The sequence below is a fragment of the Ruegeria arenilitoris genome (genome assembly GCF_013032855.1).
In the GTDB taxonomy this organism is placed as follows: domain Bacteria; phylum Pseudomonadota; class Alphaproteobacteria; order Rhodobacterales; family Rhodobacteraceae; genus Ruegeria; species Ruegeria arenilitoris.
Window position 1 is genome coordinate 214,249 of record NZ_WQDA01000004.1, and the last position, 21,773, is coordinate 236,021.

Sequence of the window (21,773 nt, forward strand, 5' to 3'; positions counted from 1 at the left end):
CCCATGAAACAGAAACTTGTCGTGATCGGTGCCGGGATGGCGTCGGGCCGCGTGCTTGAACATCTGACCGAGACCGCGCCAGATGTGTTCGACATCACGCTTTTCAACGCCGAACCGCGCGGAAACTACAACCGCATCATGCTCAGCCCGGTTCTGTCGGGCGAGAAGACCTATGAGGACATCGTCACCCATGACGGCGACTGGTACGCGCAACGGGGCATCGCCTGCCGCTTTGGCGAGCATGTGGTGAAGATCGACCGCGAGATGAAGGTGGTCGAGGGCGAAAACGGTCATGTGCCCTATGACAAGCTGCTGATCGCCACCGGCTCGGCCCCGTTCATCATTCCGGTTCCGGGCAAGGACCTGCCCGGCGTCATCTCCTATCGCGATCTGGACGACACCAACGCGATGATCGACGCGGCCGCCAAGGGTGGCAACGCGGTGGTGATCGGCGGCGGGCTTCTGGGGCTCGAGGCCGCGGCGGGGCTGGCCGAGCGCGGCATGACCGTTACCGTGGTGCACCTGATGGGCCACCTGATGGAGCGGCAGCTGGACGAAGCCGCCGGATACCTGCTGCGCAAGGATCTGGAACGCCGCGGGATCACCGTGCGGACCCAGGCCTCGACCAAGACCATTCTGGGCGAGGGTCGCGCCGAGGCGGTGCTGCTGGAAAGCGGCGAGACGCTGCCCGCCGACCTGGTGGTGATGGCCGTCGGCATCCGCCCCGAAACTCGGCTGGCCACCGATGCCGGGCTGGACGTTGCCCGCGGGATCGAGGTGAACGCGCAGATGCAAAGCTCGGACCCGGATGTGATGGCCGTGGGCGAATGCGTCGAATTCGACGGCCACCTGTTCGGCCTGGTGGCGCCGCTTTTCGATCAGGCCAAGGTCGTGGCCAATACCCTGCTGGGCCAGCCGGATGCTTTCGTGGTCAAGGAACTGGCCACCAAGCTGAAGGTCACCGGCTGCGACCTGTTCAGCGCCGGAGACTTCGCCGAGGGCGAGGGACGCGATGACATCGTGTTCCGCGACCCGGCGCGCGGGGTCTACAAGCGGCTGGTGATCGAAGACGACCGCCTGATCGGCGCGGTCATGTATGGCGACACCGCCGATGGCAGCTGGTTCTTCGGCCTGATCAAGGACGGCACCGACATCGACGAGATGCGCGACACGCTGATCTTCGGCCCGGCCTATCAGGGAGGCGACACCGCGGACCCTCTCTCAGCCGTTGCAGCATTGCCGCCTGAGGCGGAGATCTGCGGCTGCAACGGCGTATGCAAGGGCACCATCGTCGAGGCGATCGCCGCCGGGGCCACCGATCTGGCCGCCGTGCGCGCCAGCACCAAGGCCAGCGCATCCTGCGGAACGTGCACGGGTCTGGTCGAACAGGTCCTGCAGGTCACGCTTGGCGATGAGTTCCAGATGCCGGCGGCGCAACCGATCTGCGGGTGCACCGATCTGACCCACGAGGACGTGCGCCGCCTGATCAAGGCGCAAGAGTTGAAAAGCCAGGCCGCCGTCTGGCAGGAGCTGGGCTGGAAAACGCCCAATGGCTGCCATGTCTGCCGGCCGGCGATCAACTATTACCTGCTGGCCGACTGGCCGCTGGAGTATCAGGACGACCCGCAAAGCCGGTTCGTCAACGAACGCAAACACGCCAACATCCAGAAGGACGGCACCTTCAGCGTCGTGCCCCGCATGTGGGGCGGCATCACCAACCCGGCCGAGCTGCGCGCCATCGCCGACGCGGCCGAGAAATACGACGTGCCCACCGTCAAGGTCACAGGCGGTCAGCGCATCGACCTGCTGGGCGTCAAGGGCGAGGACCTGCCCGCCATCTGGGCCGATTTGAACAAGGCCGGCCTGGTCTCGGGGCACGCTTATTCCAAGGGTCTGCGCACGGTCAAAACCTGTGTCGGCACCGATCACTGCCGCTTCGGAACCCAGGACAGCACCGGCCTTGGCATCAAGCTGGAACAGATCCTGTGGGGATCGTGGACACCGCACAAGCTCAAGCTGGCGGTCTCGGGTTGCCCCCGCAACTGTGCCGAGGCGACCTGCAAGGATATCGGCGTAGTCTGCGTGGACTCGGGCTATCAGATCGGTATCGGCGGGGCGGCCGGGATGGACGTCAAGGAAACCGAGCTGCTCTGCCAGGTCCCGACCGAGGACGAGGCGATCGAGGTTGTGATGGCCGTCACCCAGGCCTATCGCGAGGGCGGCAAGTATCTGGACCGGTTGTACAAATGGCTGGCCAAGGTCGGCATGGACTGGGTCAGGGCCAATGTGGTCGACGACCTCGAAAACCGGCGGGCATTGGTCGCGCGGTTCGAACTGTCGCAGAGCATCTATCGCAAGGACCCCTGGGCCGAGCATGTCCGCGACAAGGCGCCGAGCTATGCCCCGATTGCAGATTTCACCCTGGAGGCCGCGGAATGAGCTGGATCGACATCGGACATATCGACGACGTGCCGCTGCGTGGCGCGCGTCTGGTGAAAACCCGTCTTGGCTGCATCGCCATCTTCCGCACGGCCGAGGCCGAACTGTTCGCGGCCAGCAATGCTTGCCCCCACAAGGGCGGCCCGCTGTCCGAAGGCATCGTGCATGGCCAGTCGGTGACCTGTCCGTTGCACAACTGGGTGTTCGACCTGAATACGGGCGAGGCTCAAGGCGCGGATGAAGGCCGGATCACCACCTATCCGGTTCGGCTGGAAGGCGGGCGCATCCTGCTGGACGCCCGCGCCGTCACCGAGCGGAGCGCCGCGTGATGGACGGCTCGAACCTGCCTGAGGTGCGATCCACCTGCGCCTATTGCGGCGTGGGCTGCGGCGTGCTGCTGCGCCCGGACGGGGCCGGCGGTCTGACCGTGCGGGGCGACCCGGACCACCCGGCGAATTTCGGACGGTTGTGTTCCAAAGGCACCGCGCTGGGTGAAACGGTCGGGCTGGGCCACCGCCTGCTGACCCCGCGCGCCTTTGGCAGGAACGTGGGCTGGGACAACGCGCTGCAGCTGGTGGCCGACCGGTTCCGCGAAACGATCGCGGCGCATGGTCCCGACAGCGTGGCCTTCTATGTCTCGGGGCAGTTGCTGACCGAGGATTACTACGTGGCCAACAAGCTGATGAAGGGCTTCATCGGATCGGCCAATATCGACACCAATTCGCGGCTGTGCATGGCCTCGACCGTGGCCGGGCACAAGCGGGCCTTTGGCACCGACACCGTGCCCGGCACCTACGAGGATCTGGATCAGGCCGATCTGGTGGTGCTGGTCGGGTCGAACCTGGCGTGGTGCCACCCGGTTCTGTACCAGCGCGTCCTGGCGGCACGGCAGGCGCGCGGCACCCGGATCGTGGTGATCGACCCGCGCCGCACCGCCAGCTGCGATCAGGCCGATCTGCATCTGGCGCTGAATCCGGGCAGCGACGTGGCGCTGTTCAACGGGCTGCTGACCGAGATTCATCGGCGCGGGGCCGTGGACCCGGACTTCGTGAGGCTAACCTCGGGTCTGGAAGCCGCACTGGAAACGGCCGGAAACGACCAGATCTCGGAAACCGGCCTGCCTGCCGAAAAACTCGCCGCATTTTTCGATCTATGGATCAATACCCCGCGCGTCGTGACGGTCTTCAGCCAGGGAGTGAACCAATCCTCCAGCGGGACCGACAAAGTCAACGCCATTCTGAACAGCCATCTGGCCACCGGTCGGATCGGACGGCCGGGAATGGGCCCGTTCTCGGTCACCGGCCAACCCAACGCGATGGGTGGGCGCGAAGTGGGTGGTCTGGCCAACACGCTGGCTTGCCATCTGGACATCGAAAACGCCGATCATCGCGCCGCGGTTCAGGCGTATTGGCAGGCGCCTGCAATACCGCAGTCTCCGGGGCTGAAGGCCGTGGACATGTTCCGTGCGGTCGAAGATGGGCAGATCAAGGCCCTTTGGATCATCCACACCAACCCGGCGGCAACCATGCCCGAAGCTGACAGGGTCAGCCGCGCAATCGCCGCCTGCTCGTTCACGGTCGTCAGTGATCTGACGTTGAATACCGATACGGCGCGTCTGGCCGACGTTGTGTTGCCGGCCGCTGGGTGGGCCGAAAAGAACGGAACTGTCACGAATTCCGACCGAACCATCAGCCGGCAACGCGCCGTTTTGCAGTCACCGGGCCAAGCGCGCCCGGATTGGGACATCCTGGCCGAAGTTGGCCGCCGCATGGGATGGAAAACCGCGTTCGACTACGCTTCACCGGCCGAGATATTCCGGGAATACGCCGCAATGTCCCAAATCGCCGCGCAGTTCGGGAAAGACTTCGACATTTCGGGCTTCTCCGAAATTGACGAGGCGGGCTATGCCGAATTGGAACCCACCCGCTGGCCATTGGGTCGCAAAGGTGCAGGTGGGAGATTTTTTGGTGGCGGACACTTCTTTCACTCCGACAGGAAGGCCCGGATCGTTCCCGTTGCTCATCGGCGTCCGGCAGCCCTGCCCGGACCGAAATATCCCTTTGTGATGAACACCGGACGCACACGGGATCAATGGCACACCATGACCCGGACCGGTCTTTCAGCCCGCCTGTCCGCCCATCTGGCCGAGCCGTTTGTGGACATTCATCCCCAGGACGCCGCCCGCGAGGGGATATCCAGCGCAGATCTTGTCGAGGTCACCAGTCCCACTGGGCGTGGTATTTTTCGCGCGCGCATCACCCAAGATGTTCGCATCGGTCACGTCTTTGCCCCCATCCATTGGACTGCGGAAACGGCCCCTTCGGGCCGGGTGGACATGCTGGTTCCCGGCACTACTGATCCGATTTCCGGACAACCCGAAAGCAAGGCAACACCCGTTTCGATCTCGCTCATGCAGGCGCCGTGGTACGCCTTTGCTGTCTCCAGGAACCCTCTGACCCCCTCGGTCGCCTACCGGGCGACGGTCCGAACGGACAACGGTTACAGGACAGAGTTGGCTGATCATGCCCGGATAAAGAACTGGGAACAAACCGCCCGCGAATGGTTTGCGCTGACCGATGCGGACGCGGTCACGGCAGGTGACCCCGCCCGCGGTTCATTTCGCATTGCGTTGTCGCAGAACGGATGCCTGCAAGCGGCACTGTTCGTGTCGCCGCGCCCGCTGCCCCTGATGCGGGACTATCTTGCGTCGATGCCGGACATACCACCCGCACAGTTTCTGACCGGCCGCGCACCCGCAGATGCCAAGGACACCGGACCGATCATCTGCGCCTGTTTTGGCGTCGGGTTGAAGACGATCGTTGACGCGATCTCGTGCGGGAAAGCGATCAGTGTCGACGCTATCGGCGCGGCGTTGAGCGCCGGAACAAATTGCGGGTCTTGCCGGCCTGAATTGGGTGCCCTGATCGACCGGTATTCCCCGGATGCCGCGGACAACCTAAGCCTACAATTGCAGGGAGGCGTCGCCTAACCCTGTCGCATTTCTGTTGACAGGTGATCCCGCGATGGGCAGCATTTTTCCATCGGATCGACAACCAGAGTGATCAAGCCGTGATTGACTGCACCAAAGATACCCAAGGCCGCCGGGCAACCGGTTGCAACCTCGTCGTCTGACGAGGGACGGGTTTTTTCGCAGTCTTCGGATGCTGAACCAGCAGCCCGAAACGATCTGAAACTTCTGCCCATGGCTTCATTTTATGCACAATCACGCTGGGCTTCGGCTGGCCGTCGATATTGGCGGCACATTTACCGATACCGTTCTGATGGACGGGCAATCCAATATCCTCGCAACGACGAAAACTCCGACGACACCGGACAACCCAACCGTCGGCGCCTTGATTGGTGCAAAGCGCGTTCTGGATGACGCCAATGCCGGTTTCCCGCAGGTTTCCGGGTTCATTCACGGCACCACTCTGGCCACCAATGCCCTGATCGAGCGGCGCGGTGCCTCGGTTGCGACAATAACCACCGACGGGTTTCGGGACATACTCGAGATTGGGTATGAACGTCGTTACAGCCAGTATGACATCAATCTGGTCAAGCCCGACCTGCTGGTCCCACGCGCTCGTGCCTTCACGATCGGCGGGCGAATGGATGCACGTGGTGACGAACTGACACCGCTGGATGTCGCGGGAATGGACGATCTGGTGCGCCGGATTGAGGATAGCGACGCCCAGGCCGTGGCGGTGTGCCTGATGCATTCCTATGCCAACCCAAAGCACGAGCTGGCTCTGCGGGACCAGTTGCTCAGGGCTCTCCCCGACCTGGCCATCTCGCTCTCGCACGAAGTCAGCCCCGAGGCGCGCGAATTTGACCGCCTGTGCACTACGATCGCCAACGCCTATATCCAGCCCCAGATGGCCGGGTATCTGGCCGATTTCCAATCCCGCTTCGCCGCAGAGGGGCTGAGCTGTCCCATTCTCATGATGACGGCCGGTGGTGGTATGACAACCCTGGAAACGGCCGCCCGCCTGCCGATCCGGTTGGTCGAATCCGGCCCGGCCGGCGGGGCCATCCTTGCAGCACGGATCGCGGCTGAAACCGGTGCGCGCGCCGTAACCAGCTTTGACATGGGGGGGACGACGGCCAAGCTGTGTCTGATTGATGCTTTCCGCCCGCAGACCGCGCGCAGGTTCGAAATCGCAAGGGCCGCGCGCTTCATCAAAGGCTCAGGCATGCCGGTGCGCATCCCCGTGATCGAGATGATCGAAATCGGCGCAGGCGGCGGCTCGATTGCCAGAGTCGACCGGCTGGGTCGCCTGCAGGTTGGCCCCGAAAGTGCCGGCGCACAGCCAGGCCCTGCCGCCTTCGGCAATGGCGGCAGGGCCGCGACCGTAACAGACGCCGATGTGGTGCAGGGCCTGATCGAACCCGGCCGGTTTGCCGAAGGCCGACTGACGATTGACACGGCAGCCGCCGAACAGGCCATCACCTTGGAAATCGGGAGCGCGCTGGATTTGGCGCCGGACCTGGCCGCACGTGGTCTCAGCGAAATCGTCGACGAAAGCATGGCCGCCGCAGGTCGGATGCACGCGGTCGAGTCCGGAAAAGAGTTGGCAACCCGAGTGATGATCGCCTTTGGCGGCAATGGGCCATTGCACGCAACGCGAGTGGCCCGGCGGTGTCAGGTCGACCAAATCGTGATCCCGAAGGACCCGAGCGTAGGGTCAGCGGTCGGATTTCTGTATGCGCCGGTCGCCTTCGAAATCGTCCGGTCGCGCTATGCCACGCTGGACCAGCCGGATCTCGACGGCCTCAACGCCTTTTTTGACGAAATGACAGCCGAGGCGCTGGCCGTGGTCCGTGCCGGTGCACCTGAAGCCGAGTTGTCGATCCGAAAACAGGCTTTCATGCGGTACCACGGCCAAGGTCATGAGATCGAGATCGCGCTTCCGGATCGGGCACTTGGGACTGCAGACATCGAAACCCTGCGCCGGGATTTCGAATCCGAGTACAGCCGGTTGTTCCGCCGCGCGGTACCGGGAATGTCGATCGAGATTCTCAACTGGTCCGTCGAGGTGTCGTCACCCGCCCCTGCCCTCAGCCGGGTTCCTGACGCAGCCCACCAGCGCACGGTGCGCCCGTGCGGCCATCGACGCATTCTGTGTGATGTCAGCGGGCATTGGTGCGACGCCGGTATCTACGATCGATCCGGGCTTGAACCCGGCGATAGCTTGCGCGGACCGGCGCTGATTACCGAGCCTCAAACCACCACATTCGTCAGCGCGGATTTTCAGGCCAGCGTCGATGGCGGCGGCAATCTCTGGCTCAACCGGATACTGGAGGACGCCGAATGAACACGACGAATACCCGTCTGCAGGTCATGTGGAACCGGCTGCTAGCGGTGGTCGAAGAACAGGGCCAGGCGCTGATCCGCGCCGCCTTTTCTCCGATCGTTCGTGAATGCGGCGACATATCCGCCGGCATTTTTGATGTACGCGGCCGTATGTTGGCCCAGGCCGTTACCGGAACGCCGGGCCACATCAACACGATGGCCGAAGCGGTTGAGACCCTGTGCGGGCGATACTCCAGCTCCGAAATGAAGCCGGGCGATATTTTTCTGACCAATGATCCTTGGATCGCATCCGGCCATTTGAACGATTTCCTGCTGATGATGCCGGTTTTTCATCGTGGCAATGTGGTTGGGTTTACGGCCTGCACCTCGCATCTGGTCGACCTTGGCGGTTTGGGCATGGGTCCCGAAGGCTCGGATATCTTTGATGAGGGGCTTCGAATCCCGCCGTGCAAACTGGTCGACCAAGGTCAGTTGAACGCGCTGCTGATGGATATCGTCAAAGCCAACTCGCGCGAGCCCATCGCCAACGAGGGCGACATCTACGCATTGATCGCATGCTGCGAAACGGGCGCAGCGCGTCTGGCCGACATGATGGTCGAGTTTGGCATCGATACTCTGGACAGTCTGGCCGATTACATCATCGAAACCTCGCGCCGCGGCACGATCGAGGCCATTTCGGCGCTGCCGAAGGGCACGTGGCACAATGTGCTGACCGTCGATGGATACGAGTGCGAGATCGATTTGCACGCAGCCCTGACCATCAAGGATGACCGGGTTCTGGTCGACTTTTCGGGCACATCGGGCCTGTCGCGCAAAGGCATCAACGTGCCGCTCAACTATGCAACGGCCTATACGGTATTTGCCCTGCGCTGCATCATCGGCCCAGACATCCCCAACAACGCAGGCTCTTTGGCGCCATTCCACGTGACGGGACCGGCGGATTGCATCCTGAATGCGCAGCCACCCGCTCCGGTGGCCATGCGCCATACGTTGGGACAGATGACCCCGGATCTGGTCTATGGCTGCCTGTCGCAGGCTCTGCCGGACGCCGTGCCAGCCGAAGGCGCATCGTGCATGTACGACCTGCCTCTGCGCCACGCACCCGAGGCGGTTTCCCGCGGTGGCACGCAGTTTGCTCTGGAATTGGTGTTCAGCGGCGGAACCGGCGCAAGGCCAAGCCTGGATGGCCTGTCGGCGACGGCCTTCCCCTCGGGTGTCTGGGGCAGCCAGATCGAGACAACCGAGGCTGTCGCGCCTGTCCTGATCACACGTCGCGAATTGCGCCAGGACAGCGGTGGCCCCGGTCGCCTCCGCGGCGGATTGGGGCAGAACATCGAAATACGCTCCTCCACCGGCGAGGATTTCATGCTGTTCCTTTCGGTCGAACGCATCGCAAACCCAGCCAAGGGACGGCACGGCGGACTGGCGGGCGCGCCCGGTCGCATCCGTCTCGGCCCCGACGGCCCGGACTTGCCGGGCAAGGGCGAGGTGCGAATTGGCGGCGGCGAAACGCTGATCTTCCAAACTCCGGGCGGCGGCGGATTTGGGCCACCCGATGAAAGGTCACCCTTGGCTGTTCGACAGGATGTGCGGGACGAGCTTGTGAGCGCCCGGGCCGCGCAGCATGTCTATGGGGTAAAGCCATGATCCGTCCCGTTTCCCATGTCGCTGCCATGTCACCTTATGCGTTGGCTCAGCTGGATCCGCCGGCAGGAGAGCGCCTTGTTTCGCTGTCGCAGAACGAAAGCCTGCGCCCGCCAAGTCCCTTGGTCGGACAGGCCGTCGCAGAGGCGGCCGCGAACGGGCACCTCTACCCGGACCCGGACTGGACGGCGTTACGTGCGCGACTGGCGGAGCTTCATGGCCTGCCCGAGCAAGGTCTGTTGTGCGGGAACGGGTCGATGGAGCTGATTGAGGGTCTGGCGCTGGCCTTTGCCGGACCAGACGCCGCCGTTCTTGCCCCTGCGAACGCATACCCGTTTTTTCGTACCGTGGCTCAGTTGGCTCGCGCCCGTTTCGACACCGCCGCCGAGGTGGACGGATGCGTATCCGTCGATGCGCTTCTGGCAGCCATGCAGCAGGATACTAGGGTGGTATTTGTGGCCAATCCCGGCAACCCGACAGGGACACGTATCTCCCGCCGCGATCTGGTGCGGCTTCGGGAAGGGTTGCGGGACAACACACTGCTTGTGATCGACGAGGCCTATGGCGAGTTCGCCGATGATCTGAACGAGCCGATGTTCGACCTTGTCGCGCGGGGGGACACGGTCGTTCTTCGAACTCTGTCCAAGGCCTATGGGCTGGCCGGGTTTCGCGTCGGTTGGGGCCTGTTCCCACCGCAGATCGCCGTCCAGATACGCAAGGTGATGAACCCAAACAATGTTTCGGTGTGCGGACAGGCGGCTGCCTTGGCCGCACTGAACGATCAGGACTACATGCGCGAGACATGTGCCATCACGGCCGAGCTGCGCGACCGGTTCGCCGATCGCCTTCGGTCCGCCGAGTTCGACGTTCCCAAAAGCCATACCAACTTTCTTCTGATCCGCTTTGCAGACCAATCCACCGCGACCAGAGCCGACAAAGCCCTGCGGGAAAAAGGCATATTCCTGAGACCGCAATCCTGCGCGGGACTGGCCAATTGCCTACGTGCCACCATCGGTCAGACTGCAGACCTCGAACTCATGGCCGCGGTTCTGGAGCGTTGGGCCGAGGAGTTTCAGCCATGACACAGCCAGATTTCCACCCATCCAGGGGCCGGTCCCGTTTCGGCATTCTCGTGCCATTCACGAACACCAATCTCGAACCCGACATGACGATGCTACGGCCCGAGGGCGTTTCACTGCACTTTGCCCGGATAGGTGGCTATGATCAGGAAGAAATCCCCGATGCTGCCCAAATGCACGGTCTTGGCGCCGCCGATCTGGCTGAGCCGCTCAGGCTTTTGCATGGTGTCCGGCCGGATGTCGTTCTTTATGGGTGTACCTCGGCAACGCTGACCCATGGCCCGGCCTTCGATCGCGAACTTGCCGACCGTATCAAGACCAGCAGCGGGGCGCAGACCGTTACGGCCGCGGGCGCCTTGGTGCATGCGCTGCGTACGCTGGGGGCGACACGTATCGGCTTTGCCTCTCCCTATGTCGCGGACATCAATGACTTGGCAATCCGGTTCCTGGCCGAGACTGGCATTTCAACCGTGTCGCGGTCCGAAGTGACAGGCCAGCTGGACAATTACGGCCAAGGCGCCCTGACCCCGCAGGCGGTGTCTGACCTGGGTTTGGCTGCAGACTGCCCCGAGGCCGAGGTGTTGGTTTTGTCCTGTACGGACATGCGCAGCGTGGAAATCATCGACCGGCTTGAAAAAACTGTTGGCAAGCCCGTTCTAACTTCGAATCAGGCGATGGCATTCCAGGCAATGCAGATGGCCGGGATCACCACGCCGCCGTCCGGATTTGGCCGACTGATGCTGAACCTGCATCGCTGAAGTCTTAGCGCCAGCATAAGCAGTCGTTTCAGCCGAGGCTTTTTGGGGTGTTCAAATCTTAAACGCCCTCAATGCCTTGGATTGCTCGTGCTGGAAATACCCGTTGCGGTCACACAGGTCGTTCAAATCGGATTGCAGTTCCTTGGCCTCTTTCGTTCTGCCTTCCTGCGCCAGAACCTGCACTTCGGCCAACAGCAGCCAGGCGACGAAGGCCTCCATCTCCATGTCCCGCGCCAGTTCGAGACCTCGGTTCAGGACCAGTCGGGCATCCGGAAGTTCACCCAACACCGACTGCACCCGAGCCAGGGGAGCCGCTGCGAAACAGCACAGAACATCGATTCCAGCATCGTCCGACACGCGCAAGGCGCGGCGCAACGCAATGGCGGCGTCAGCCGGTTCGTTTCGCTGCCAGCACCAGATCCCCCGCGCGATCAGCGCAAAACTCAGGTCATAGGCCTTGCCGGTTTCTTCGGCGATCGACAGCACCTCACGGATACCGGCATCCGCTTCGTCAAACCGATGCATCATGCTGTTGGCGTTGGCACGGGTCGCGAGCCCAAGCACCGAAATCGACCCGGTGGTGCCTGCTTCGGCCACACGGAACACCGTCTGGAAAAGATCCGCATGCTGATCAATCGCTGCCCGTGCGGCCGCGAAGTTGCCGTGAAACCACGCAGCCTGGGCCAGTGCAAAGGCCGCGTTTGCCTGCAGGCGCGGATCTTCGGCGTTGGTTGCGGTTCGCAGCGCGCGCTCAGACACCTCCATTGCTTGCCGCACATCCGCCAAGATCGTCAGCATGATCGCCTGGTCGACCTGAAACGCAACGCGCGCGGATGTGTCCCCCAACGCGTCGGACAAGGCTTCCGCCTCGCGTGAGATGGTCAGGATGCGGTTGAAGTTGCCGCTGGCGACCAGCGAAACGCGCAGACCGCGTCGGGCGCGTAGCCCGAGGTCAACAGCCACCTGAGTGCCGGTCCGCTTTTGAACTTGGTCGATGCACCGCAGGGCGTTTTCGAAATATGAGACGGCGGCCTCGAATGAAAACAGCTTGATCGACATCTCGCCGCACCGTGTATAAGCCTCGGCAGCCTCCAGCCATAACTCGCCTTTGTCCGCGTGACGGGCGATGGACTGTGCCACGTCCAGATCGTCGGATGTGCCGCGGCTCAGCAGAGTTTCATAGATCGCACGGTGCAGCCTTGCGCGGCGCTGGCGTGGAATACTGCGATACCCAACCTTCTGCACCAACGCATGACTGAACCGCAGCTGCTGGCCGTCCTGAGATTCCGGCAGCTCAAGAAAACCGCGCTCAACCAAGGTCGAGATCCGGGTTTTGGCGTCGAAGCCCAGCCGTTGAAGCGTGTCGGCCAGAACTCCCCACGTCCACTGCAACCCGCCGACGGCAACCAGCTGCAGAGCTTTGCGGTCCTCGCTTTGCAGGGCATCAATCCGGGAGGCGATCAACGGTTGAACCCGGGCGGGGATCTCGATGTCGCCCAGGCTGTCCATCGCTCCGTCCTTGAACCCGGCTTGCGACATGCGGTCCCGCATGTGGTGAGCGAATTCTTCAACGAAAAGCGGTGTGCGGCCGCTCATGGCTTCGATGTATGAGCCCAGCTGACCATCGATGTCGCTCTGACCCAGCAAGCGCGTGATCAGGTCCTTGCAGGCCGCCTCGCCCAGCGGGGCGACCGGAACGACCTTGAGCAAGCCCACCGGGTCATTCGTGAACAGGTTCGCGTTGCGCGATGTCAGGAGGATCAGAACATTCGTTCCCCGCACCTGCCCCAGCAGGTTGTCGATGACGTCCAGAGTCCCCTGGTCGGCCCAATGCAAATCCTCGAACAACAGAAGCAGGGGCTTGTCCTGCTTCATCGACAGAACCAGCCGCGACAGCATCTGGTTCAATTGCCTCCGTCGGCGAGACGGATCTACAGCCGAAAGCGCCGGTTCCGTTTGGAAACGGCTGAACAGCGAATACAGGGCCGATCGGGTATGCGCATCCAGGAACTTGGTTCCGCCCAGAACCTCGGACAGCTTCTGGTCCAGTTCGGCATCGGATTTGGTGTCCGACAGTCCCAACCGGGCATTGATCACGCGGGTGATCGGCAGATACGCAGCTTCCTGATCCAACGAAAAGCAGTTGAACTCCAGAACCTGGTGCGCGCCCAGGGGCCAGTTCTCGACCAGCTCATGCAGCAGCCTGGATTTGCCGACGCCAGCCGCCCCCAGCAACAGAACCGAATTGCCCTTGCCGTCACGCGCCTGGTTCCACGCCGCAACAAGCTCGGCCAGTTCCCTTTCGCGCCCGACAAATGGCGACCGTTCGCGACGCGCCCGCGCCATCCAGCGCGACACCTGTTCTTTGCGGCCGGTGATTTCGAACAGCTTGATCGGACCCGCACCCCCGTCCAGCTCGAGATCGCCCACATGTGTATGGTCGAACAGATCACCGGCATTCTCCAAAACCTGACCGGAAACCGTGACCACGTTCTTTCTGGCGGCGGCCTCGATCTTGCTGGCGATGTTCATGACCGGTCCTAGAAAGGCCTGCTCTTCCCCGAGGGTGTGTTGCAACTGGCCCACCAGCAATTCGCCGGAATGAACGCCAACCCGCACATCCAACTGCCGATCGTCCAGCTTGCCGATGCGGTCGATGATCCGCTGGGCACTGGCTATTGCCTTGACCGCGTGATCCTCGTCCGCGTTCGGTGATCCAAAAACCGCGAGCGCGCCATCGCCGGTGAACAATGTCGTTGCGCCAAACTTTTCGCAGATCGACATGATCAGTTCGATGGCAGGACCCAGATGGCTGACGGCGTCTTCGGGATCCAAACTGCCGATCATCATGGTCGAACGAACAATGTCGGCGAACAGAACCGTGCACATTCTGCGCTCGGTCGGTTCGATCTGGACCTGTTTCCTCATGTTCAAGCGCCCCCCGACTGCCCGAGTTCAGTATGTCGCTGATCCGGGCCTTTTTCCAGACACCACGCAAGGGCGGCGCGGACCATCCACGGCATTGATATTGAGTAAAAAAACTATTAACAATTGGCCTTGTATTGCGAAAGGAACAATTATGAGTGACCACCATACTCGGGGTTTGACCCTGGAAGATGTTCAGCAGATCATTGGCCGCGGCATCCTTGACGAGGCCTTTCGAAAAGAATTCATCGACAACCCCGAAGGCGTAGTAAACCGCTTGGGAATCTCGCTCGATCAGGATGGCGAGGCGCGCAAGCTGTTGGCCGCGATTGGGAACGTCTTTTCCGGTGAATCCGACCTGAAGTCGGCGATGCAAGACATCAAGAATGCCTACGAAGATACGTCCGACGGTGTGATCCGGCCCCGCTGCGCGTAACTTCGCATGAGCGAAAGCGCGGTCGTCTCCAGTCAGGACCAAGGCGCAGCTCTGCATAAGCTGTGTCTGGTGTCCATGCCGTTTTCTTCGCTGCAACATCCCGGGCTTGGGATGTCTCTTCTTGCGCAGCTGGCGCGGGACAACGGCTTTGCGACGACCGAGAAGTACTTCAGCTTCGACTATGCCGAGGCGATCGGCCTCGATGAGTATTTCATGCTGTCTGATGGCCGCTGCTATCAGGCGCTGCTGGGTGAATGGATATTCAGCGATCTGATCTACCCGCGCAGCGATCTGGACGCGATGGACTACCTGACCACGGTGCTTGGTGACTATGTATCCGGAGTCGAGTGGCTGGCGTTCATGCAAAACGCCATTGCCGCCCGAAAGCAGGCCGGAGCGTTTGTCGAACGTTGCGCCGATGCGGTGGTGGAACAGAACCCGACCGTGATCGGGATTACGTCGTCGTTCCAACAGGTCATGGCCTCGATCGCACTGGCCCGGGCTGTGCGGAAACGGTCAGCCGACGTGATCATAGTGATGGGCGGCGCTAATTGCGAGGGGCCGCTCGGGCGCGCGCTTATACAGGCACATCCTGAACTGGACGCGGTTTGCATTGGCGAAGGCGACCATGCCTTTCCCGAGTTTCTGAAAGCCCTGGGGCCAAGCAGACCCTTGCCCGTGGTCGAGGGGTTTCTGAACCGGAGCCAATTGGATAACCCGCTGGAGGAGTCTCGACCGCGCCTGACCACGGATCTGGACAAGCTGCCCATACCGGACTTCAACGCCTTCTTTGATCAATTTCAAAGCACTACGGGGCTGTCAGAGCGCCTTGTGCCATCTGCTACGATCGAAACATCGCGTGGCTGCTGGTGGGGAGCGAAACACCATTGCACTTTCTGCGGGCTGAACGGCCAATCGATGACCTACCGGAGCAAGTCAGCCGAGCGGGCTTATGCCGAATTCTGCACGCTTGCCGATCTCTATGGCCCGGATCTTGTCGTGGTCGACAACATTCTGGATCACCGCTACCTCAAGACCTTGATCCCGAAACTTGCGCAGGACACCAGACCATTCCTGATGCACTACGAAGTCAAATCAAACCTCTCGCCGACCGTGATCGCCCGTCTGGCCGACGCCGGCGTTCGAAAGATCCAGCCGGGGATCGAGACCTTCGATACTCCGACCCTTGCGCATATGAGGAAAGGGGTCAGCGGAATTCAGAACATCCAGACGCTGAAGCTGTGTGCCGAGGCCGGAGTTTTTGTCGAGTGGTGTTTCCTCTACGGGTTTCCCCGAGAAAGCCCCGAGGCCTTCGAACGGATGGCAAAGCTCATTCCGCTGCTGCATCACCTGCAACCACCCGGCTCGATTGGACCCGTGCGAGCGGATCGGTTCAGCCCGTATTTTGAACACCCCGAAGCATTTGGGGTCGAAGTCGAACCAGCGAAGCCGTATTCATTCATATTCGACCTGCCGCCCGAAGAAGTCTGGAATTTCGCCTACCATTTCGACATCGTCGACAACGGTCCAAGCCCGCCAGCACAACGCGCGGCGTCGACGTTGGATGCGCTTGCCGCATGGCAAAACGAGGCCGGTACGTCAGCCCTCTACGTCGAGGGCGACACGGTGATCGACCGGCGTGCGTCAGGCCAACGCGTTGTTCACCAATTGGACGAGGCGGCTCGGGCCATCCTTGACCTGAGCCCAGTGATCATGGGCAGGGCGCTTCTTGGCGATCAGGTGTCCGATTTGTACGGGGTGGACGCGTTTGAAGCCGCGATGGACCGCCTTGAGAAGCTTGGGCTGATCTATGTCGAGGACAAATCCGTACTGTCCCTCGCCCTCAGGTCCCCAGGATTCCAGCGGGCGCCGACCTGGTCCGAGATCCGCAATGCGCCTGAACGTGCTTTCGCCGCTCAATTTCCCGCAGAATTCGCAAGTTCACAGGTGTCGGGACCGCAACCGGCGGAATGAGACCGGACCCGGAGCGTATCAATTCCCCGGATCCGACTAACACTTAAAGAGCAGCCCTGAACAATCCGGTCAGGTTTTCCTCGGTCAACTCGATGGGGTTGCCACCGCACGAGGGGTCGATGATGGCACCCTTGACCAACTCCGGGATCGCTTCCTCGGTCACGCCCAGATCGGACAGCTTGCGCGGGATGCCCAGCGAGTCGTTGAACTCCTGCACGAAGGCCCGGAACCCGTCGAACCCGCCCGAAATGCCCAGATAGGCTGAAGCTGCTTCGAACCGGTCGGCGATCACAGGCGCGTTGAACTCCAGAACCGCAGGCATGCAGACCGCGTTGGTGGTGCCGTGATGGGTATTGAACACCGCGCCGATCGGGTGGCTCATGGCGTGGATCGCGCCCAGCCCCTTCTGGAAAGCCGTTGCACCCATGGCGGCCGCGCTCATCATCTGGGCGCGGGCCTCGATGTCGGTGCCATCGGCATAGGCGCGTGGCAAGTACTCCTTGACCAGCCGCATTCCTTCCAGCGCGATGCCCTGGCTCATCGGGTGGTAATGGGGGCTGGAATAGGCCTCAACGCAATGCGCAAAGGCATCCAGCCCGGTCCCGGCGGTGATGAATTTCGGCATGCCCACGGTCAGCTCGGGGTCGCAGATCACGACGGTCGGCAGCACCTTGGGGTGGAAGATGATCTTCTTGGCATGGGTTTCCGAATTGGTGATGACGCTGGCGCGGCCCACTTCCGAGCCGGTGCCGGCCGTCGTCGGCACCGCGATGATCGGCGCGATCGCCTCGGCGTCCGCACGGGTCCACCAATCGCCAATGTCCTCGAAATCCCAGACCGGCCGCGTCTGACCGGCCATGAAGGCAACCATCTTACCCAGATCCAGCCCCGAACCACCGCCAAACGCGATCACACCGTCATGTTCACCCGCCTTGTAGGCGGCCACACCGGCCTCGAGGTTCTTTTCATTCGGGTTCGGATCGACCTCGCTGAACAGGCCCCGGCTCAGCCCGGCGGCCTCAAGAATGTCTAGCGTCGCGGCGGTGATCGGCAGATCGGCAAGGCCGCGGTCGGTCACCAGCAGCGGGCGCTTGATCCCAGCCGCCGCGCAGGCCTCGGGCAGTTCCTTGATGCGGCCCGCGCCGAATTTTATCGTGGTCGGATAGGACCAGTTTCCAACAAGACTCATGTCAGCTTTCCTTGTGTCTAAGGCCTGCCCCGGCGAGGGGGTCGGTCCGGGGCAGGCAAATCGTCCTCAGCCCGTCACCTTTTTCAGGTGGTAAGATTTGGGACGTGTCAGGTTGTGATATCCGATGATCGACAGGCCGCCGCCACGACCGGTATTCTTGCAGCCGGTCCAGCACAGACCCGGGTCCAGATAGTCGGCCCGGTTCATGAACACGGTTCCGGTTTCGATCCGGTCTCCGATGCGTTCGGCCCGCGCCACATCGCGCGTCCACAGCGAGGCGGTCAGGCCAAATTCGCTGTCGTTCATCAAGGCAATGGCCTCGTCATCCGAAGACACCTTCATGATCCCCACGACCGGGCCGAAGCTTTCGTCGCGCATCACGCGCATGTCGTGCGTGACGTTGGTCAGGATCTGCGGCGTCAGATAGGCGCCGCCGTCATCTCCGGCAAAGGTCTCGATATGCGCCACTGCACCGGCGGCCACGGCCTCGGCGATCTGCGCGCGCACCTCGTCGGCAAAACGCACATTGGCCATCGGCCCCAGCGTCGTTTCGGGGTCCAGCGGGTTGCCCAGCTTGTAGCCCTTGACGATCTCGACCGCCTTGGCGACGAAATCGTCATACAGGCTTTCATGCACATAGATCCGCTCAATCCCGCAACAGCACTGGCCCGAGTTGAACATAGCCCCGTCGATCAGCGTCTCGACCGCCGCATCCAGATCGGCGTCATCCATGACATAGCCCGGGTCCTTGCCCCCCAACTCGGTGCTGACGGGGGTAAAGGTACCGGCCGCCGCCCGCTCCATCGCCTGCCCTCCGGCGACCGAGCCGGTGAAATTCACGAAATCGAACGCCTTGCCGGCAATCAGATCGTTGGTCACGTCATGGCTCAGGAACAGGTTCTGGAACACGTCCTCGGGCACGCCAGCCGAGTGGAAGGCCCGCGCCATCCGCTCGCCCACCAACAAGGTCTGCGTGGCATGTTTCAGCACAACCGTATTGCCCGCGATCAAGGCCGGCGCCACAGTGTTGATCGCCGTCATGTACGGATAGTTCCAGGGCGCCACGACGAACACCACGCCATGCGGCACGCGCTTGATGTATCGCTTGAACGTCTCGTCCTCGCCCACGGCAATATCAGCCAGCGCATCGCGCGCGATGCCCGCCATATAGGTCGCGCGTTCGCTGAAACCGCCGAACTCGCCGCCATAACGCACCGGCCGCCCCATCATCCGGGCCAGTTCCGGCACGATCTCGTCATTCATCGCACCCACGGCGGCAACGCCGGCCATCACCAGATCGATCCGCTCCTGCAGGGGCCGCGCTGCCCAATCCGCCTGCGCCGCCCGCGCCTGGCCCGCTGCGGCAAATGCCGCGTCACGATCCAGCGTGTTCCGCTCGGCAAACACCGATCCGTCGATCGGCGAGATACATTTCAACACCTGACCCATTGGTCACTCCATCCTCAAGCAAAGCAGACCCGCTGCTTCATCTGGCCAAAAATATTCCGGGGAGCGTGAGGGGCTGGCCCCTCACATCCACCCTCTACGCCCGCTCGAACCCGCGGGCAATCTCCCAATCGGTCACCACGCGCTCGAATTCCTCGATCTCGACCTCGGCGGCGCGGACATAGTGATCCACCACGTCATTGCCCATGGCCGCCCTCAGCATGGACGACCCATGCAACGCATCCCGCGCCGCGCGCAGGTTGCCCGGAATCATGCCCGTATCCCCCTGATAGACATCGCCCTTGGTCGGCGGCTGCAGCTCGAGCCCCTCCTCGATGCCCGCGATCCCTGCGGCCAGCATGCCCGCGATGGCCAGATAGGGGTTCATGTCCGAACCCGGAATCCGGCACTCCACCCGCACCGCCTTGGTTCCATCGCCACACAGCCGGAACCCCGCGGTGCGGTTGTCCACCGACCAGATGATCCGCGTCGGCGCAAAGGTGCCCTTCATGAACCGCTTGTAGCTGTTGATGTAGGGTGCCATGAAACAGGTATAGTCGGGCGCGTATTTCAACAGGCCCGCCATGTAGTTTTTCATCAGGTCCGACATGCCCAGCGGATCGGCCGGGTCATAGAAGGCCGGTTGCCCGTCCGTCCACAGCGACTGATGCACATGTGACGAACTCCCGACCCGGTCATGATGCCATTTCGGCAGGAAGGTCGCTGCATGGCCGTACTGCCACGCGATCTCCTTGACCGCGTTCTTGGCGATCGAATGATACTCGGCCGTTTGCATGGCCGGGGCATATTTGATGTTCAGTTCTTCCTGCCCGGCCTCGGCCTCGCCCTTGGAGTTTTCGACCGGAATGCCCGCATTCCAAAGGTGATTGCGGATCGGCCGCATCACATGCTCTTCTTTGGTGGTCTGAAGGATGTGGTAATCCTCGTTGTAGCCCGAGATCGGTTCCAGATCGCGGAAACCCTCCTTGCGGATCTGGTCAAAGCTCTTCTCAAAGAGGAAAAACTCCAGCTCGGTGGCGCACATCGCGTCATAGCCCATGGCCTTCAGCCGGTTGACCTGCTTCTTTAAAATAGACCGAGGCGCGTGTGGAACCTCTTCATGCGTGTGGTGATCCAGCACGTCGCACATCACCATCACCGTGCCCTCCAGCCACGGCACCGGGCGCAGAGTGCTGAGGTCGGGCTTCATGACATAGTCGCCATAGCCGCGCTCCCAGCTGGTCGAGGCATAGCCGTCCGGCGTCGCCATCTCGAGATCGGTGGCCAGCAGGTAGTTGCAGCAATGGGTTTCTTCCCAGGCCCCGGCCACGAAATGACCCGCGTGGAATCGTTTGCCCATCAAGCGGCCCTGCATGTCCACCATGCAGACCAGAACAGTATCGACCGAGCCTTCGGCAACTTGGGTCTTGAGCGTGTCGAAGTTGAGCATGAGCCACCTATTTCTGCGCCGGCGCCACCTGCCGGACTGACGTTTTCGACGGCCTGCCCCCGGTATGAGGGCAGGCCGGTTTCACCTTAGCCGTACCGGTAGGGACGGCCAGCCTTTTGCATGTCGGCATTGTACTTCTTGATGATCTCGACAACCTTGGCCTTGGTCTCGGACTCGGCTGCAATCTCATCCCAGAAGGCCACTGCGGCGGCTTCGACCTGCGCCCATTCTTCATCGGGGATCGAGGTCAGCTTCATTTTGTCGCCATTGACGCGCAGCGATGCCTCGCCGCCCCAATACCACCATTGACGGTAGTAGTGCGACTGGTCGGTGCAGACGCGGAACAGGGTCTGCAGATCTTCGGGCAGTTCGTTCCAGCGGTCCATGTTGGCAAAGAACGACCCGGCCCAGGCGCCCGAAATGTTGTTGGTCAGGAAGTAGTTGGTCACGTCCGCCCAGCCGACGGTGTAGTCCTCGGTGATGCCCGACCACGCGATGCCGTCCAGCTCGCCGGTCTGCACGGCGACCTCGATGTCCTCCCACGGCAAGGTCACCGGGACCACGCCGAACTGCGACAGGAACCGGCCCGCCGTCGGGAAGGTGAAGACCCGCTTGCCCTGAAGGTCCGCCAAGCTATTGATCGGGTCTTTGGTGGCGAAATGGCACGGGTCCCACGCACCGGCCGAGATGTGCTTGACGCCCACCTTGGAATACTCTTCGTCCCAGATCTCGTTCAGGCCGTACTGGTTGAACAGGACCGGCACGTCCAGAGAATAGCGCGAGGCAAACGGGAAATAGCCGCCGAACACGGTCACCTCGGTGGGCGAGGCCATCGAGTCGTCATCCGACTGCACCGCGTCGATCGTGCCGCGCTGCATGGCGCGGAACAGCTCGCCGGTGGGCACCAGCTGGTCGGCATAGAACAGCTCGATCTGCATCCGGTCGCCGGCGATCTGGTTGAACATCTTGATGGCCGGGTCGATCACATGCTCAGCCAATGCCGGGCCGGCATAGGTCTGCATGCGCCAGCGGATCGTGGATTGCGCCAGCGCGGGCGTTGCCAGCGCGGCGGCCGGGGCTGCGGCGGCCCCTTTCAGGAATGTGCGTCTGTTCGTCATC

At 62.3% G+C, this 21,773-nt stretch carries 14 protein-coding genes; 9 read left to right on the forward strand and 5 right to left on the reverse strand.

The window, feature by feature from the left end:
- Positions 1 to 3 precede the first annotated feature (3 nt).
- The 7 genes from nirB (at position 4) to GOW72_RS14645 (ending at position 11,234) form a co-directional block, all read left to right on the forward strand.
- Entirely contained in the window at positions 4 to 2,439 is a 2,436-nt protein-coding gene (gene nirB, locus GOW72_RS14615) for a nitrite reductase large subunit NirB (protein ID WP_170367336.1), read from the forward strand.
- Positions 2,436 to 2,768 (forward strand): nitrite reductase small subunit NirD, encoded by a 333-nt coding sequence (gene nirD / locus GOW72_RS14620; protein ID WP_093963084.1) that lies wholly within the window; start codon positions 2,436 to 2,438, stop codon positions 2,766 to 2,768. Before nirB ends, nirD begins: the two co-directional genes overlap by 4 nt.
- A complete protein-coding gene (locus GOW72_RS14625; RefSeq protein WP_170367337.1) occupies positions 2,768 to 5,428 on the forward strand; it encodes a nitrate reductase in 2,661 nt (886 codons plus the stop codon). The genes nirD and GOW72_RS14625 overlap by 1 nt, the downstream gene beginning before the upstream one ends.
- A 226-nt stretch (positions 5,429 to 5,654) precedes the next feature.
- Positions 5,655 to 7,754, forward strand: coding sequence for a hydantoinase/oxoprolinase family protein (locus GOW72_RS14630; protein ID WP_170367338.1), 2,100 nt, complete (start codon positions 5,655 to 5,657; stop codon positions 7,752 to 7,754).
- Entirely contained in the window at positions 7,751 to 9,400 is a 1,650-nt protein-coding gene (locus tag GOW72_RS14635) for a hydantoinase B/oxoprolinase family protein (RefSeq protein ID WP_170367339.1), read from the forward strand. Before GOW72_RS14630 ends, GOW72_RS14635 begins: the two co-directional genes overlap by 4 nt.
- Positions 9,397 to 10,479, forward strand: a complete 1,083-nt coding sequence (locus tag GOW72_RS14640) for a pyridoxal phosphate-dependent aminotransferase (protein WP_170367340.1) — start codon at positions 9,397 to 9,399, stop codon at positions 10,477 to 10,479. Before GOW72_RS14635 ends, GOW72_RS14640 begins: the two co-directional genes overlap by 4 nt.
- Positions 10,476 to 11,234, forward strand: coding sequence for a maleate cis-trans isomerase family protein (locus tag GOW72_RS14645; RefSeq protein WP_170367341.1), 759 nt, complete (start codon positions 10,476 to 10,478; stop codon positions 11,232 to 11,234). Before GOW72_RS14640 ends, GOW72_RS14645 begins: the two co-directional genes overlap by 4 nt.
- Positions 11,235 to 11,285: 51 nt before the next feature.
- Here the strand turns inward: GOW72_RS14645 and GOW72_RS14650 are convergent, their stop codons facing one another.
- The gene (locus GOW72_RS14650) at positions 11,286 to 14,162 is read right to left on the reverse strand and encodes an ATP-binding protein (RefSeq protein ID WP_170367342.1); all 2,877 of its coding nucleotides are present in this window, start codon (positions 14,160 to 14,162) and stop codon (positions 11,286 to 11,288) included.
- 151 nt (positions 14,163 to 14,313) lie between these two features.
- On the opposite strand from GOW72_RS14650, the gene GOW72_RS14655 reads away from it, so the two are divergent.
- Both GOW72_RS14655 and GOW72_RS14660 read left to right on the forward strand, forming a co-directional pair.
- Positions 14,314 to 14,595 carry an Os1348 family NHLP clan protein gene (locus GOW72_RS14655; protein ID WP_170341400.1) on the forward strand — a complete coding sequence of 94 codons (282 nt, stop codon included), beginning with the start codon at positions 14,314 to 14,316 and terminating at the stop codon, positions 14,593 to 14,595.
- A 75-nt stretch (positions 14,596 to 14,670) separates the two neighbouring features.
- Positions 14,671 to 16,569, forward strand: coding sequence for a RiPP maturation radical SAM C-methyltransferase (locus GOW72_RS14660; RefSeq protein WP_280525663.1), 1,899 nt, complete (start codon positions 14,671 to 14,673; stop codon positions 16,567 to 16,569).
- A gap of 43 nt (positions 16,570 to 16,612) precedes the next feature.
- Here GOW72_RS14660 and GOW72_RS14665 read toward each other — a convergent pair whose 3' ends face one another.
- The 4 genes from GOW72_RS14665 to GOW72_RS14680 all read right to left on the reverse strand — a co-directional run bounded on the left by GOW72_RS14665 (position 16,613) and on the right by GOW72_RS14680 (position 21,772).
- On the reverse strand, positions 16,613 to 17,758 hold the full coding sequence (locus GOW72_RS14665) for an iron-containing alcohol dehydrogenase (RefSeq protein ID WP_170367344.1): 1,146 nt from the start codon (positions 17,756 to 17,758) through the stop codon (positions 16,613 to 16,615).
- 66 nt (positions 17,759 to 17,824) lie between these two features.
- Positions 17,825 to 19,207, reverse strand: a complete 1,383-nt coding sequence (locus GOW72_RS14670) for an aldehyde dehydrogenase family protein (RefSeq protein WP_170367345.1) — start codon at positions 19,205 to 19,207, stop codon at positions 17,825 to 17,827.
- 94 nt (positions 19,208 to 19,301) lie between these two features.
- A complete protein-coding gene (locus GOW72_RS14675) occupies positions 19,302 to 20,654 on the reverse strand; it encodes a glutamine synthetase family protein (RefSeq protein ID WP_170367346.1) in 1,353 nt (450 codons plus the stop codon).
- 86 nt (positions 20,655 to 20,740) lie between these two features.
- A complete protein-coding gene (locus GOW72_RS14680) occupies positions 20,741 to 21,772 on the reverse strand; it encodes a TRAP transporter substrate-binding protein (RefSeq protein WP_093963096.1) in 1,032 nt (343 codons plus the stop codon).
- Position 21,773 lies beyond the last annotated feature (1 nt).

Excerpts from the sequence above, each read along its gene's own strand:
- GOW72_RS14650 (WP_170367342.1), bottom strand. The coding sequence starts at position 14,162 with ATGAGGAAACAGGTCCAGATCGAACCGACCGAGCGCAGAATGTGCACG.
- GOW72_RS14625 (WP_170367337.1), top strand. The coding sequence starts at position 2,768 with ATGGACGGCTCGAACCTGCCTGAGGTGCGATCCACCTGCGCCTATTGC.
- GOW72_RS14660 (WP_280525663.1), top strand. The coding sequence starts at position 14,671 with ATGCCGTTTTCTTCGCTGCAACATCCCGGGCTTGGGATGTCTCTTCTT.
- GOW72_RS14675 (WP_170367346.1), bottom strand. The coding sequence starts at position 20,654 with ATGCTCAACTTCGACACGCTCAAGACCCAAGTTGCCGAAGGCTCGGTC.
- nirD (WP_093963084.1), top strand. The coding sequence starts at position 2,436 with ATGAGCTGGATCGACATCGGACATATCGACGACGTGCCGCTGCGTGGC.
- GOW72_RS14645 (WP_170367341.1), top strand. The coding sequence starts at position 10,476 with ATGACACAGCCAGATTTCCACCCATCCAGGGGCCGGTCCCGTTTCGGC.
- nirB (WP_170367336.1), top strand. The coding sequence starts at position 4 with ATGAAACAGAAACTTGTCGTGATCGGTGCCGGGATGGCGTCGGGCCGC.
- GOW72_RS14635 (WP_170367339.1), top strand. The coding sequence starts at position 7,751 with ATGAACACGACGAATACCCGTCTGCAGGTCATGTGGAACCGGCTGCTA.
- GOW72_RS14640 (WP_170367340.1), top strand. The coding sequence starts at position 9,397 with ATGATCCGTCCCGTTTCCCATGTCGCTGCCATGTCACCTTATGCGTTG.
- GOW72_RS14670 (WP_170367345.1), bottom strand. The coding sequence starts at position 19,207 with ATGGGTCAGGTGTTGAAATGTATCTCGCCGATCGACGGATCGGTGTTT.
- GOW72_RS14630 (WP_170367338.1), top strand. The coding sequence starts at position 5,655 with ATGCACAATCACGCTGGGCTTCGGCTGGCCGTCGATATTGGCGGCACA.
- GOW72_RS14665 (WP_170367344.1), bottom strand. The coding sequence starts at position 17,758 with ATGAGTCTTGTTGGAAACTGGTCCTATCCGACCACGATAAAATTCGGC.
- GOW72_RS14680 (WP_093963096.1), bottom strand. The coding sequence starts at position 21,772 with ATGACGAACAGACGCACATTCCTGAAAGGGGCCGCCGCAGCCCCGGCC.
- GOW72_RS14655 (WP_170341400.1), top strand. The coding sequence starts at position 14,314 with ATGAGTGACCACCATACTCGGGGTTTGACCCTGGAAGATGTTCAGCAG.